The following is a 14,635-nucleotide window of genomic DNA, read 5'->3' as shown; positions in this document are numbered from 1 at the left end:
ACGCGCGCTGTCATCGGGCGGAAATCGAAAGTTGGGGAAAACTGTCTCAGCAATGAGACAGGCGCGGCTAGGTTTCGTCGAGCCCCAGCCGCTTCATGCGCCGGTACAGGGTGGCGCGGCCCACGCCAAGCTGGCGCGCGGCCTGTGAAACATTGCCACCGGCACGCGCAAGCGCGCGTTTCACCGCGTCGCGTTCGGCGCGTTCAAAGCCGGTGGGCCCGTCTTCGCGCCCCATCACATCGGCGGCGGGGCGGGCAATCAGCGGGCCGGTGCCGGCCATGCCAAACAGCGTGCGTGCCGCGCGGGTGGCCCCGACCACAAGATCGCTGTCGTCCACCGCCAACAGCGTGGCGCCTTCGGCGTCGTCGCCTGCGGTGATGATCCGCGCGGGATTATAGGTGTTGCGAAAATTGGCTTCCTCGATGGCGCGGGCGGTCTGTGCGACCTGGGCACTGATCAGCCGGTTGAACGCCTCGGTCTGGTCGGCGCGGGCGGACGACACGTCCAGCGCGCCGATGATCGCACCATCGGCCCCGTAGATCGGCGCGTCGATACAGCTCATGGCTGTATTTCGTGACAGGAAATGGTCGCCCTGATGGATGATGACGCGGCGGCGTTCGGTCAGGCAGGTGCCGATCCCGTTGGTGCCCTCGCGTTCCTCGCTCCAGTCTGCGCCGGTGCACAGGCCCCAGTTTTCAAATGCATCAACGTCGGCGTCGGAAATGCGCTGGTCCAGCACCACGCCGTCCTTGTCGGTCAGCAACACGGCAAAGCCGGACTGTCCGACCAGCGTATACAGCGCATCAAGTCGTGGGGCGGCCAGCATCATGAACTTGTCCAACGCCGCGCGTCGGTGGTTCAGTTCCGATTGTTCGATCCGTTCTGGCGCGCGGTGTTCATCGGGGTTCAGCCCGTGTTTGCGCACCGAGCGATGCCAGCTTGCCGCGATCTGCGACCGTGCCGCAGCCGACGACGATTGCGTCGCTTGCAGGACCTTGTCGGCATGAGAGGGTTCGCGGGACACTGTGACCTCGGGTGGTGGCTGTTGCGGGGTAGCCTACAGGCGTTACCCTTGAGCACGCAACAGTCTTGGGTCTTCGGGGGGAGGTAGGGTGGGTTTGGCTTTCAGGTTGCAAACTGACGCCAAGAGGGAAAGCGTCCGTTCGCGCAGGCAGCAGCGAACGGCCTGTTTGAGCCCTGAATGATCTACCCACACAGGGCAGTGCCTGACCGCGGGTGGGCATCGGAATGCCAGCGGACGCCACTTTATTTCTCGTCTTTGGCGTGCGGGAGAAGAGGTGAAACACGGTGAGGAAGCGCCCGCCCATGGGGCGGTCGGGCGCTGCCCGGCGGCACTTCGTGCCTTGTCTCAGACTTTCCGTGGCTCTTCTGCGAAGGTGGAGCCGGTGCCAGCCACCTTTTGGATCGCAGGCACCGGCGACGGGTGGATCGTCTGCGGCCAGGTCTTCGAGGACCGTAATCAAGTGAGATCGCCCGTCGTCTTCGCATGAGGCCTGAACGGATACGCAGCAGCTCACAGGCTCTGCACGACAAGCAAAGGACATGACGAAGATGATCAACGATACCATCGGCATCGACATCTCGAAAGCGCATCTTGACGCGCACCGGCTCAGCACCGCAACCCACGCCCGGTTCGACAATACCGCGACAGGCCTGCGCGCCTTCGAGCGCTGGTTGGGGCAGACAACGCCGGAGCGCGTGGTCTTCGAGCCCACCGGCCCCTACCACCGACGCCTCGAGAGCCATTTCTCAGGCCGCCTGCCGCTCGTCAAGGTGAACCCGCTGCAGGCCCGCCGCTTCGCGCAGGCCCACGGCACACGCGCTAAGACCGACGCGGTCGATGCCCGCATGCTCGCGCTCATGGGGCGCGCGCTGGAGCTGGTTCCGGACCAGCCAACCGACCCCAAACAGCGTGAAATCAAGGAGTTGCATGTCGCCCGCACCGGGCTGGTGCGGGATCGTACCGCGCTGATGAACCGCCTTGGCACGCAACAGCTCGACGTGACCCGCCGCCTGACCCGGGCACGCCTGCGTCAGGTCAACCACCAGATCGACAGGCTTAACGCCGAAATCGAACGGCGAAACCGCGATTGCCCGGAACGCGCCAGGGCAACCGGCATTCTCACCTCGATCCCCGGGATCGGTGCCATCACCGCACGGGCGCTGCTCAGCGAATGCCCCGAGATCGGCACTCTGGGGTCAAAGCAGATCGCGGCGCTCGCAGGTCTCGCGCCGATCACGTGTCAGTCCGGTCAGTGGAGCGGAAAGGCCCACATCCAGGGCGGGCGCAGGCTCCTGCGCGAGAGCCTGTTCATGCCCGCCCTCGTCGCCATGAAGCGAAACCCCGATCTGAGCCAGAAATACGATGCCCTCAGAGCCGCCGGAAAACCCCACAAGGTCGCGCTCGCCGTCCTCATGCGAAAACTCCTGATCCTCGCAAACACTCTCATAAGCGAAAACAGAGAATGGACACCAAAACACCCTTGACCAAGACGGATACTTGATTCCGGGCTTTGGTGGGGGGCAGGTTCGTTATACATCACGGCCCTAACCCGCCGGAATCTCGCCCATCACCTTTGGCACGTGATACCCCTTTTGCACCGCGGGGCGCGCCAGCAGGCGTTGATACCATGCGCGGACGTTGGGGAAATCGGCCAGATCAATCCCCTGCCATTCGTACCGCGACACCCACGGCCAGCAGGCCATGTCGGCGATGGAATAGGCGTCGCAGATGTAATCGTGCCCCTCAAGCTGGGTGTTCAGCACGCCATACAGGCGCTTGACCTCGGCGGCGTAACGCTCTTCGGCATAGGCGGCCTTGCCGGGGTTGAAATGCAGGAAATGGTGCGCCTGTCCGGCCATGGGGCCAAGGCCGCCCATCTGCCACATCAGCCATTCCATCACCTTGGCCCGCTCGGCGGCACCCGATGGCAGGAATTGGCCGTGCTTGTCGGCCAGGTAATACATGATCGCGCCCGATTCCATCACCGACAGGCCGGTGTCCTGATCGACGATGGCGGGGATCTTGTTGTTGGGGCTGATCTTCAGGAAATCGGGGGCGAACTGTTCGTCCTTGCCGATGTCGATGGCATGGGCAGTGTAGGGCACGCCCAGTTCCTCAAGCAGGATCGAGACCTTGCGGCCATTCGGGGTGGTCCATGTGTACAGGTCGATCATCGGCGGTTCCTTGTCTGGGGCGGTTACAGCACCTTGCCCGGGTTCATGATGTTGGCCGGATCAAGCGCCGATTTCAACTGTTGCATCAGCTCAAGCGCCACGGGGTCCTTGTAGCGGCGCAGCTCGGCGCGCTTGACCTGACCGATGCCGTGTTCGGCGGAAATAGAGCCGTCCATCTGGTGTACGATGTCATGCACGATGCGGTTGAAGGTGGGGTATTCGGCCAGAAAGGTCGCGTCGTCCATGGTCACGGGGCGCGACAGGTTGAAATGTAGGTTGCCGTCGCCAAAGTGGCCAAAGGGGCAGGGGCGCAGGTCGGGCATGTGGGCCAGACAGGCCGCCTTGGCCGTGGTGATGAAATCGGCGACGCGCGAGACGGGGACCGACACGTCATGCTTGATCGACGCGCCTTCGGGCTTTTGCGATTCCGACAGGTGTTCGCGCAGCGCCCACAGCGCGTCTTTTTGCGCCTCGGATGCGCCGATGACGGCGTCGTGGATTTCGCCCGCCTCGAAGGCCGCTTCCAGCGCGGTTTCCATGCGGGCGTCCAGCGTGTCGGCGGCATTGGCGCTGGTCAGTTCGATCAGGCAATAGGCGGGGTGTGCCTCGGCCATCGGGTCGGTGCAGCCCGGCGCATGGTCCAGCACCATTTGCAGCGCCATGCGCTCGATATATTCAAAGGTGGACAGCGTGTCGGCGTTTTGCGCGCGCATCCGTGCATAGAGCGCCAGCGCCGCATCCGGTCCGTCGCAGGCAACAAGTGCCGTGGCGCGGGTGACCGGTTTGGGGAACAGTTTCAGCACGGCGGCGGTGATGATGCCCAGCGTGCCCTCAGCCCCGATGAACAGGTTGCGCAGATCATAGCCGGTGTTGTTCTTGCGCAGGCCGTTCAGGTCGTTCAGCACGCGGCCATCGGGCAAAACCACCTCAAGCCCCAGCACCAGATCGCGCATGTTGCCATAGCGCAGCACGGCAGTGCCGCCCGCGTTGGTCGAAAGGTTGCCGCCGATCTGGCAGGACCCTTCCGAGGCCAGCGACAGCGGGAACAGCGCATCGGCGTCATCGGCGGCCTGCTGGATGTTGGCCAGGATACAGCCCGCATCGACCGTCATTGTGGCGTTGGTGGCATCGACGTTGCGGATGCGGTTCAGCCGCTCGGTGGTCAGGATCACGCCGCCATCCGCCACCCCGCCGCCGACCAGTCCGGTGTTGCCGCCTTGCGGGACAATCGCCACGCCCGCCGCCGCGCACAGGCGCACGCAGGCGGCGACCTCATCGGTGGATCCGGGGCGCAGCAGGGCGATGGCGGTGCCGGTGTACAGGCCCCGATCCTCGACCAGACGGCCCGCCATGTCGGCGGCATCGGTCAGCACATAGGCGGCACCGATGGCATCGGTCAGTTTGGCGATCAGGGCGCTGTGATCCTCTGCCACGATGGCGGCAGAGGGGTGTGCTGTGGGGGACATTGGCAGACCTTTATCCGGCGGTTGCTTTTTGTTTCGCGGCGTCGCGCAGCTTGGTGATCGTGGTGCGGGTCGAGATCTGTTCGGGGTTTGTCACCAGTTCGATCACCGCCGGACGGCCCGCCGCGCGGGCGCGGGCAAAGGCATCGGCAAAGTCGGCGGTTTTGGTCACACGCTCGGCATATGCGCCCAGACCTTCGGCCATTTTGACAAAGTCCTGATTTTTCAGCGTTGTGCCCGACACGCGTTCGGGGTGGTCACGTTCCTGATGCATACGGATGGTGCCGTAAACGCCGTTATTGAACACCAGAACGATGGGACAGCCGCCATATTGCGCGGCGGTGGCCAGTTCGTTGCCGCTCATCATGAAACCGCCGTCCCCGACAAAGGACAGCGCCAGCCGGTCGGGGTTTTCCAGCGATGCGGCCACGGCGGCGGGCACGGAATAACCCATCGCGCCACAGGTCGACCCGATGATGCGCCCCGGACGGCCAAAGCGCAGGAAACGCTGCGCCCAGCCGGTGTGGTTGCCCGCGTCCAGCGTGACCACCATGTCGTCGGGCAGGCTGTCGCGGATCTGGGTCAGGGCGACGCCCATGTCCAGTTCCCAGTCGCCGCCGTTGGGGGCTTCGGAATCGGTCAGGTAGTCGTTGTGCAGGGTTTCACACCAGCTGCCCCATGCGTCGGCGCGGCCCAGATCGACATCTGCCAGTGCTGCGGCGACGGATGCGGGGGCGGCGGCCAGACCCAGGTCGGGCGAATAGACGCGGCCAATCTCGTCCGCGTCCGGGTAGACATGCACCAGACGGGTCGCGGGGTTGGGCGACGTGATGGTGGTATAGGTTTTGGTCGTCATTTCACCCAGACGGGCGCCGATGACCACCAGCAGATCGGCCTCGCGCTGGTGCGCGTACAGGCTGGGTGCGGTCGAGGTGCCAAAGTCGCCTGCAAAGACCGGCGACAGGTTGTTCACGATGTCCTGACGGCGGAAGGACGTGGTGACGGGGATTTTGTTGGCCTCGGCAAAGCGGGTGATGTTGGCCGCGGTTTCGTCCGACCAGCCCGAGCCGCCCAGCAGCAGCAGCGGGCGTTCGGCGGTGGCAAGCTCGGCCTTGAGCGCCTCGAGGCTGCTGTCCGACAGTTCGGCGTGGGTGGCGGCGTAGGGGCGCGCGTCGGCGACCTGCACCACATCCGTCAGCATGTCCTCGGGCAGCGAGATGACGACGGGGCCGGGGCGGCCCGAGGTGGCGACGCGAAAGGCGCGGGCCATGTATTCGGGGATGCGGCGGGCGTCGTCGATCTGGGTGGCCCATTTGGCGATGGGGCCGAACATGGCGCGGTAATCGACCTCTTGAAACGCTTCGCGGTCGGTGGTGTCGCGGGCGATCTGGCCCACCAGCAGGATCATCGGCGTGCTGTCCTGCTGGGCGATGTGCACCCCGATGGCGGCATGACAGGCACCGGGGCCACGGGTGACCATGCAGATGCCGGGCTGGCCTGTCAGCTTGCCATGGGTTTCGGCCATGTTGGCGGCCCCCGCCTCGTGGCGGGCGTTGATCAGGGTGAACCGGTCCTGCACGTCATGCAGCGCGTCCAGCACTTCCAGATAGCTTTCGCCGGGCACGCAATAGGCGCGGTCGGCCCCGTGAATCAAAAGCTGGTCAACAAGAACCTGTCCGCCGGTCCGGCTTTTGGTCTGGGTGGTCTGGGTCATGTGGAAAACGCTCCGTTCGGTTCAGTTGTTGGCAGGTGTCGGCGGCACCGTATCGCGGTGCCGCATCTTTTGCAGTGCCAGAATGCCACCTGCAATGGCAAGGCCCACCAGCGTGATCCGGTAATCGGGATAGATCAGGCACAAGGATGCGGCAAACAGCACCGCCGAGGTGATCAGATCCATCCGCCCGAAGAAATACCGTTGCAGCGCCGCCGCCAGCAGGATGACGCCAATGGTGGCCTGCGTGATGACGATGGCAATGTGCACCCAGTCGCCCTGCATCAGGATCGCGGGTTCATAGACGAACATGAACGGCACGATGAATCCCGTGGCCCCCAGCTTGACCGCGGCCCAGCTGGCCTCGACGATCTTGGCGTGGGACAGGGTGTTGGCGGCATAGACCGCCATGGCCACGGGCGGCGTGATGGCCGACAGGATGGCAAAGTAGAACACGAACAAATGCGCCGCTTCGACCTGCACGCCCAGTTTCACCAGTGCGGGCACCAGCAGGGCCACCTGCACGATATAGGCAGGCGTCGTGGGCATCCCCATGCCCAGGATGATCCCCGCCACCATCGACAGGATCAGCGCGATCACCAGACGGTCCTGAGCCGCTTCGATCACAAAGTTCGAGAAGGTCAGGCCAAGGCCGGTGATGTCGATGACACCCACAACGATGCCCGCACAGGCACAGGCCGCCGCGATGGACAGCACGTTGCGCGCGCCGTTTTCCAGCGCGTCCAGGATGTTTTCGACGGTCACGTAATGGCGCGTGGTCTTGCGCATGGCGGCCACCGGCACGACCGAGATGATGCCGCACAGCGCCGCGTAGGGGGCAGAATAGCCCATGACAAGAACGCCGACGATGACGATCAGCGGAATGAACAGGTGGCCGCGTTCGCTGAGAACTTCCTTGATCGGAATCTGGTCTTCCTTGGGGACCGACCCAATGCCCTTGCGTTTGGCCTCGAAATGCACGGCGGCGAACAGCGCCACATAGAATAGGATCGCGGGGGCCAGTGCGTATTTGGCGACGGTCAGGTAGCCCACGCCCAGGTATTCCGCCATGACAAAGGCCGCGGCCCCCATCACCGGCGGCATGATCTGCCCGCCGGTCGAGGCGACAGCTTCAACCGCGCCGGCAAAGGCGGGTTTGAAGCCCATGCGTTTCATCAGCGGGATCGAGAACGTGCCCGTCGTCATCACGTTGGCCACGGCCGAGCCGGACACCGAGCCGAACAGGCCCGAAGTGACACAGGCCACCTTGGCCGGGCCGCCGGCCTGACGGCCTGTCAGCGCCACGGCAAAGTCCATGAACAACTGCCCCACGCCCATCTTTTCGACCAGCGATCCGAACAGGATGAACAGCACCATATAGGTTGCCGACACCGCAATCGGGATGCCGAAGATGCCCTCGGGCGTCATGAACAGCTGTTCCAGAATGACCGACGGCAGGGTCGACGTGAACATCAACCCATAGGCCATGAACGCCATCGCGGTGATCGGCAGCATCGGCCCCAGCATCCGCCGTGTCGCTTCCAGCAGCAGTACCACCAGCGTGATCCCCACCACGATGTCGATGGGCAGCAGCGGGTCAACGTACAGGAACCGCTGGGTGATGTAATTCAGGTTGAACGATGGATACAGCGCCGCACTCATGGCCACCGCCCCCAGGATCACGTCGATCCAGCCGGGTGTGTCGGTGCGCACGCCGCGCCGGTCGGTTGTCCAATAGATCAGCACCAGCGCCAGCGCCACATGAACGCCGCGCATGATGTAGGGGTTTGGCGGGCCGGCAAAAGCCACATACAAATGCCACATGGCCATGCCGATCAGCATCAGCCGTGAAATTCGGGCAAAAACAGGCATCTTGCCGGTGAGGATCGACAGGCTCATGGGATGTCCCCCGCGCAATTGGTAAGGATGAATGGCCAAAACGGGCGCGGCCACTGGCCCCGCCCGTTCGGAAGATCAGGGCAGGATTAATTCATGCCCGCCACGCCACGTTCGGCGTAGAATTCCTTGGCTGCGGGGTGGAAGGGGATACCGATGTCGGTCGCCATTTGCTCGACGGTCAGGTTCGCCATGGTCTTGCTGATCGCGGCAAAGCTGTCCGGGTTGTCGGCGATGGCGCTGAGCACGGCCTTGATGGTGTCGCCGTTGTAGTCACAGGGCGCGACCATATGCGTGTCATAGCTGATGGCGTGCACCACTTCGTCGAAACCGGGATAGACGCCTGCCTTGACTTCACGCAATTGGAAGGCCGCGTTCTGGTCCTTGAAGTGCTTGAACGTCTCGGGGTCCACATCCACCAGCGTGATCTTGCGCGACGAGGACAGGTCCATCACCGAACCCGTGGGCAGCGACGAGCCGAGGGTGAAAAAGTCGGCGTGGCCGTCTTTCATCTGCGAGGCCGAGTCAGAATAGGACGTGTGTGCGACACTGCCCAGATCGTCATAGGTCAGACCGGCGGTCGACAGCAGTTCGCGGGTCAGGAATTCGCCGGTGTTGCCCAGCTGTTGCGTGGTCAGATCCTTGCCCTTCATGTCGGCCACGGTCTTGATGCCGGAATCGGCCAGCGCGACGATCTGGAAATACTGCGGATACAGGATGCCCAGGTTGCAGACGTTGGTGGTGGCCTCGCGGAACGGTTCCTTGCCGGTCAGGCTGTCCACCGTCGAAATCGAGTTGGCAAAGGCAATTGCAAACCGGCCCGCGTCCACGCCGACCACGTTGGACACACCCGCGCCGGGGGTCACGGTGATGGTGATGTCGGGGTGTTCCCGCTCGACAATCGCCTTGATCGCGCCGCCGACCGGATACCACGATCCGCCCTGCTGGCCGGTGGCCATGACAAATTCTTCGGCCTGCGCGGCAACACCTGCGGCGGCAAATATAAGTGTGGCCGCCGTGGTACGACGGACCGCTTTGGAAATGAAAGACATGAAACCCCTCCCGAGTTCGAAAATAGACAAAGCCAGCAGGTCTGCGGCCTTGCTCCTCCTGTGGCGACACGGCTGTGCCGACGCTGGGGCAGGGTGTGCCGCTTATCCTTACTTGTCAAATAAAAATACAAAAAAGCGCGAAATAGGCTGATGCTGTCATGTTGAATTCTGAAAAATTCACGGAATACGGGCGCTTTTGCTCAGTTGTCAGCAATATTGACAACTTGTCAGACAGATGTATCAATCCTGTAAAAGGGGCAAGCCGATGAGTGATCTATTTCTAACCTCTGCCCCCCTGGCCCGGGGGGCGACGCTGGGCGATCAGGTGACCGAAGTGTTGCGCAGCAATGTGGTCAATGGCGACTGGCCCGTGGGATCAATGCTGCCGTCGGAAACCACATTGGCGCAGGATCTGAACGTCAGCCGCACCGTGGTGCGCGAAGCGGTATCGCGGCTCAAGGCCGAAGGGATGCTGTCCAGCCAGCAGGGGCGCGGCGCTTTTGTGGCCAGTGACCGGCCCCAGATGGGCTTTGCCATCGACAAGAACGACGTGGAAAGCCTGCGCAAGCTGTCGCATATTCTTGAACTGCGCATGGGGCTGGAGATCGAGGCCGCCGCCTTTGCTGCCGAACGCGCGACCGATGCGCACCGCGCCGAAATTCTGGCCGCCGCCGATATGTTCGACCACGCTGAAACCGGCACCTCGGGCGTATCTCAGGGGGTTGAGGCCGACCTGCGGTTTCATCGCGCGGTCAGCGATGCAACGGGCAACGATTATTACCTGGGGCTATTCAATTATCTGGGCGCAAGCCTGCGCGAAACCATGCTGGCCGGACGGCTCAAGGCGGTCGAGCGCGGCGGCAACAGCCGCGACGCGGTGGCCGAACATCACGACATTGCGGCGGCCATTGTAGCGGGCGACAGCGATCTGGCGCGCGACCGGATGCGGCTGCACCTGCAACTGTCGGGACAGCGGCTGTTGGGAAACCTGCGGCAGATCAAAGCGGCGGGCAGCTGATGTTACCCTTGGCCCTGCAAGATGCGCTGACCGCGCCCGCGTCGCTGACCGTGGCGCTGAGCGGCGGCATCGACAGCCTGACCCTGTCGGCGGCGGTGGCAATTGCGCGGGGGGCGGACGGCGTGACCCTGTGCCATGCGGTGTCGCCTGCGGTGCCTGCGGCGGCGACGGCGCGCGTGCATCAGTTTGCCGCCGCGCGGGGGCTGACCCTGAAGCTGGTGCAATCGGGGGAGTTTGACGATCCGTCCTATCGCGCCAATCCGGTGAACCGCTGTTATTTCTGCAAGGTTAACCTCTATGGCACCCTGTCGCGCATGGGCGATGTGGTGGCGGCGGGGACCAACACGGACGATCTGTCCGACTACCGCCCCGGCCTGATCGCGGCGGAGGAACACAATGTGATCCACCCCTTCGTTGCTGCCGGCATGGCCAAATCGGACGTGCGGGCGCTGGCGCGGGCGTTGGGGCTGGGCGATCTGGCCGAACTGCCGGCCGCCCCCTGTCTGGCCAGCCGGATCCAGACCGGCCTGCGGGTGGAGCCGGAGGAGTTGCACACCATCGACCGCGTGGAAACCCTGTTGCGGGACGCGTTGGGGAACATCACCCTGCGCTGTCGGCGGTTGCACGGCGGCTGGGAAATCGCGCTGGAGAGGGCGGTGTTCGACGCCCTGACCGTCGACCGCCGCGCGGCCTTGCAGGATCTGGTGCGCGGGGCCATTGGCGGCGACCTGCCCGTGACGGTGCAGGCGTACAAACAAGGAAGCACTTTCGTTCATGTCTGACAGCACGCACGACTCCGACCCCCACGTCACATTCGACCGCAACCGTGCCGCGCGTATCGGGATCGAAGAGGCCGTGCTGTGCGGCCACAAGAGCGACACGCAGGTCGCCGCCATCCTGCGCGATGCCATACACGACGGGCGGCGGTTGCTGCTGACCCGACTGGACGCGGCGCAGCACGCGGCATTGCCTGATGACCTGCGCGACCAGCTGGATTATTGCACCCTGTCGCGCACCGCTATTCTGGGCGCATTGCCGACACCCGCCACAACGCCGCGCATTGCCCTGGTCAGCGCGGGCACCTCGGATGCCGGTCCCATGGCCGAAGCACAGCGGGTACTGGCCTTTGCCGGGTTCGACGCCACCGCGATTTCAGACGTGGGGGTCGCGGGTCTGTGGCGGTTGCTGGCGCGCGAGGAACAGTTGCGCGAGATGGATATCGTCATCGTCTTTGCGGGCATGGACGCGGCGTTGCCTTCGGTGCTGGCGGGGCTGGTGCCCGGCGTGGTGATCGGCGTGCCGACCTCGGTGGGCTATGGCGTGGCCACCGGCGGGCGGGTGGCGCTGGACGCGATGCTGGCCAGTTGCGCCGCCGGGGTGACGGTGGTGAACATCGACAACGGCTATGGGGCCGCGACGGCTGCGGTGCGTCTGGCCAACATGATGCGCCGCGCGAAAGCCGCGCCATGACACAGGAAAGGCCGCAGATGGACAACCCGAAGCTGACAATCAAGAAGCGCCAGACGCTTGCGGACCAACTCTATGGCCAGATCCTTGAACAGATCGTTTCGAACACGCTGAAACAGGGCGAACGCCTGCCGTCGGAACACAAGATCGCCACCGCCTTTGGCGTGTCGCGCCCCGTGGTGCGTGACGCGCTGCGCAAGCTGCAAGAAGACGGGCTGGTCGAGGCGCGGCGCGGGGTCGGATCGTTCGTGCGCCGCCGCCCGCCCGAAAAGCTGATCGAATTTGCCACCGCCGGGTCGGTCGCCGGTCTGATGCGCGCGATGGAGGCGCGCATGACGGTCGAGCACGCAACCGCCCGCATGGCCGCCTTGCGCGCCAGCGCCAAGGACATCGCGCGGATCGAAAGCAAACTGGCCGAGCTTGAGGCCTCAATGCAGGCGCGCACGCCATCGGTCGAGGCCGACTATCTGTTTCACCGCGCCATCGCCGAGGCCTCGGGTAATCCTGTATTTACCGTCATGCTGGACAGCACCCGCGACGTGGTGGCCCAGGCCATCGACGTGGCGCAAAAGCTGACGCGCGAAGGCTCGCAGGAACGGATCGACACAGTGCTGCGCGAGCACCGCCAGATCCTTGAGGCGATTAAATCCGGCGACAGCGAGGCTGCGGCGGTTTCGATGTCCTATCACCTGCTGCAAGCCCGCCAGCGCGTCACGGATCACAGCCGAAACACCTGAGGAAACTGCATGATCTACGACCACCGCACCTATGTCTGTCGCCCCGGCACGATCAAGAAACACCTGACGCTGTACGGCACCTATGGCTATCCGGCACAGCGCCGGATCCTGGGCGCGCCGGTTGTGTTTGCGCAGGTCGAAACAGGGGACGTGAATTCATTCGTGCACGTCTGGACTTATGACGACGCCGCCGACCGCGCTGCCCGTCGCGCGCAGCTGATGGCAGATCCCGACTGGCAGGACTACCTGCGCCGCAGCGCCGAGGCGGGGTATCTGGTCAGCCAGACCAACAAAATCCTGACCCCTGCGCCGTTTTTCGAAGGGTAGGCATTAATCCCGCTGCCTACGTATCGGCAGAGAGCAAAGCTCGGGTGGCAACGGGCCCGATCAGCCCGCTGTCACTCCGCCACAGATTCCTAGGTTTCGGCCAGATCGTCGGACATGATCGAGGTCGGCACGTTCTGATAGGACACCGGCCGCAGGAAGCGGCGGATTGCCATGGTGCCCACCGAGGTTGCGCCAAAGTTGGTCGAGGCGGGGTAGGGGCCGCCGTGCACCATCGCCTCGCTGACCTCGACGCCGGTGGGGAAGCCGTTGACCAGCACGCGACCGGCCTTGCGCTCCAGAACCGGCAGCAGCGCGCGGGCGGCATCGGCGTCGTCCATGTGGATCGTCGCGGTCAGCTGGCCCTCGAACCCTTTGGCCAGATCGCGCATGTCGTCGGCGGAATTGACGCGCACCACCAGACCCAGCGGGCCAAAGACCTCTTCCCCCAGCGCGTGATCTTGCAGGTAGGTGTCGGCGTCGGTTTCGTAGAGGTTGGGGTTGGCCATGCGCCCTTCGCTTTTGGTTTCCAGCAGCGGCTGCACCGCGTTGCGTCCGGTAAAACGGGCCTGCCCGTCGCGATAGGCCTGCGCGATGCCGTCGGTCAGCATGACCTGCCCATCCACCTTCTCAAGCGCCGTTTTGGCAGCCGCCACGAACGCATCGCCATCGGCACCCTTTTCCACCACGGCGATGCCGGGGTTGGTGCAGAACTGGCCCGCGCCCATGGTCAGCGATCCGGCCCAGCCGGTGCCGATGTCGGCCCCGCGTGCGGCGGCGGCGTTGGGCAGCACGAACATCGGGTTGACCGACCCCAACTCGCCAAAAAACGGGATCGGCTCGGGGCGTTGGGCGCACAGGTCGAACAGCGCGCGGCCACCGGCCAGCGATCCGGTAAAGCCCACGGCCTTGATCAGCGGGTGTTGCACCAGCGCCTGGCCCATGTCGCGCTTGCCGCCCTGGATCAACGAGAACACGCCGGGATGCACGCCACAGGACTTGATCGCGGCGTGGATGGCTTCGGCGATGATTTCGCCGGTGCCGGGATGGGCCGAGTGGCCCTTGACCACAACGGGGCAGCCGGCAGCCAGTGCAGCGGCGGTGTCGCCCCCGGCGGTGGAAAAGGCCAGCGGAAAGTTCGACGCGCCGAACACGGCGACGGGGCCGATGGGCCGCTGCATCAGCCGGATTTCGGGGCGCGGCGCGGGCTGGCGGTCGGGCAGGGCCGCGTCGATGCGCCGGTCCAGATAGGCCCCGCTGGTGATGTGATCGGCGAACAGGCGCAGCTGGCCCGTGGTGCGGCCACGTTCACCTTGCAGGCGCGCGGCGGGCAGGCCGGATTCGCGGCTGCCGATGTCGGTGATCGCATCGGCGCGGGCCTCGATCTCGTCCGCAATGGCGTTGAGAAACGCGGCGCGTTCGGCGCGGGTGGAATAGCCATAGGTCCAGAATGCTTCTTCGGCGGCGACACAGGCAGTTTCGACGTTGGCGGGGGTGCCAATCGAAAACCTATCAACCTTGCCGCTGGCGGGTTCGTTTTCAAATGTGGTTGCTCCGGCGACCCATTCGCCAGCGATCAGGTGTTTTCCGTGGGGGGCGAAACCGGTCATGCAGGACTCTCCTAGAGTATCTGTGTTTCAGCGCAAACTTTACCGCGCCGTTCATATCGACTAATATTTTAGCTGCAAAGGAAGGTCAACCAGACACCGCGCGCGGTTGCGTCGGGTCCGGATCGCGGCCTAAACGAAAGAAAGATGCAGATGCGCGAC

At 64.4% G+C, this 14,635-nt stretch carries 13 protein-coding genes; 6 read left to right on the top strand and 7 right to left on the bottom strand.

The window, feature by feature from the left end; translation table 11 throughout:
* Positions 1 to 67: 67 nt before the first annotated feature.
* Entirely contained in the window at positions 68 to 1,024 is a 957-nt protein-coding gene (locus DSM107133_RS19740) for a helix-turn-helix domain-containing protein (protein WP_240310504.1), read from the bottom strand.
* 539 nt (positions 1,025 to 1,563) lie between these two features.
* Here DSM107133_RS19740 and DSM107133_RS19735 point away from each other — a divergent pair.
* Positions 1,564 to 2,508 carry an IS110 family transposase gene (locus DSM107133_RS19735; RefSeq protein WP_243253541.1) on the top strand — a complete coding sequence of 315 codons (945 nt, stop codon included), beginning with the start codon at positions 1,564 to 1,566 and terminating at the stop codon, positions 2,506 to 2,508.
* Positions 2,509 to 2,568: 60 nt separating this feature from the next.
* On the opposite strand, the gene DSM107133_RS19730 is transcribed toward DSM107133_RS19735, so the two are convergent.
* The 5 genes from DSM107133_RS19730 to DSM107133_RS19710 form a co-directional block, all read right to left on the bottom strand.
* Positions 2,569 to 3,198 carry a glutathione S-transferase N-terminal domain-containing protein gene (locus tag DSM107133_RS19730; protein ID WP_114295239.1) on the bottom strand — a complete coding sequence of 210 codons (630 nt, stop codon included), beginning with the start codon at positions 3,196 to 3,198 and terminating at the stop codon, positions 2,569 to 2,571.
* Between the two features lie 23 nt (positions 3,199 to 3,221).
* Positions 3,222 to 4,664 carry an FAD-binding oxidoreductase gene (locus tag DSM107133_RS19725; protein ID WP_114295238.1) on the bottom strand — a complete coding sequence of 481 codons (1,443 nt, stop codon included), beginning with the start codon at positions 4,662 to 4,664 and terminating at the stop codon, positions 3,222 to 3,224.
* Between the two features lie 10 nt (positions 4,665 to 4,674).
* Positions 4,675 to 6,375, bottom strand: a complete 1,701-nt coding sequence (locus DSM107133_RS19720; RefSeq protein WP_114295237.1) for a thiamine pyrophosphate-dependent enzyme — start codon at positions 6,373 to 6,375, stop codon at positions 4,675 to 4,677.
* 21 nt (positions 6,376 to 6,396) lie between these two features.
* Complete coding sequence (locus tag DSM107133_RS19715; protein WP_114295253.1) at positions 6,397 to 8,271, bottom strand: TRAP transporter permease; 1,875 nt, start codon at positions 8,269 to 8,271, stop codon at positions 6,397 to 6,399.
* An 86-nt stretch (positions 8,272 to 8,357) separates the two neighbouring features.
* Positions 8,358 to 9,320, bottom strand: coding sequence for a TAXI family TRAP transporter solute-binding subunit (locus DSM107133_RS19710; protein WP_240310667.1), 963 nt, complete (start codon positions 9,318 to 9,320; stop codon positions 8,358 to 8,360).
* A gap of 265 nt (positions 9,321 to 9,585) precedes the next feature.
* On the opposite strand from DSM107133_RS19710, the gene DSM107133_RS19705 reads away from it, so the two are divergent.
* The 5 genes from DSM107133_RS19705 to DSM107133_RS19685 are packed head-to-tail and all read left to right on the top strand — an operon-like array spanning position 9,586 to position 12,869.
* Complete coding sequence (locus DSM107133_RS19705) at positions 9,586 to 10,338, top strand: FadR/GntR family transcriptional regulator (protein ID WP_162792152.1); 753 nt, start codon at positions 9,586 to 9,588, stop codon at positions 10,336 to 10,338.
* On the top strand, positions 10,338 to 11,120 hold the full coding sequence (locus DSM107133_RS19700) for an adenine nucleotide alpha hydrolase (RefSeq protein ID WP_240310666.1): 783 nt from the start codon (positions 10,338 to 10,340) through the stop codon (positions 11,118 to 11,120). Before DSM107133_RS19705 ends, DSM107133_RS19700 begins: the two co-directional genes overlap by 1 nt.
* Positions 11,113 to 11,808: a nickel pincer cofactor biosynthesis protein LarB gene (gene larB / locus DSM107133_RS19695; RefSeq protein ID WP_114295234.1), complete on the top strand. Its 696-nt coding sequence runs from the start codon at positions 11,113 to 11,115 to the stop codon at positions 11,806 to 11,808. Before DSM107133_RS19700 ends, larB begins: the two co-directional genes overlap by 8 nt.
* Positions 11,805 to 12,542, top strand: a complete 738-nt coding sequence (locus tag DSM107133_RS19690; RefSeq protein ID WP_240310665.1) for a FadR/GntR family transcriptional regulator — start codon at positions 11,805 to 11,807, stop codon at positions 12,540 to 12,542. The genes larB and DSM107133_RS19690 overlap by 4 nt, the downstream gene beginning before the upstream one ends.
* A 9-nt stretch (positions 12,543 to 12,551) precedes the next feature.
* A complete protein-coding gene (locus tag DSM107133_RS19685) occupies positions 12,552 to 12,869 on the top strand; it encodes an NIPSNAP family protein (protein WP_114295232.1) in 318 nt (105 codons plus the stop codon).
* Positions 12,870 to 12,958: 89 nt separating this feature from the next.
* Here DSM107133_RS19685 and DSM107133_RS19680 read toward each other — a convergent pair whose 3' ends face one another.
* Complete coding sequence (locus tag DSM107133_RS19680; RefSeq protein WP_114295231.1) at positions 12,959 to 14,476, bottom strand: aldehyde dehydrogenase (NADP(+)); 1,518 nt, start codon at positions 14,474 to 14,476, stop codon at positions 12,959 to 12,961.
* Between the last annotated feature and the right edge of the window lie 159 nt (positions 14,477 to 14,635).

Origin of the sequence: Pseudosulfitobacter sp. DSM 107133, assembly GCF_022788695.1 — a bacterium.
Classification (GTDB): domain Bacteria; phylum Pseudomonadota; class Alphaproteobacteria; order Rhodobacterales; family Rhodobacteraceae; genus Pseudosulfitobacter.
This window is presented reverse-complemented; position numbering and strand designations above follow the sequence as displayed.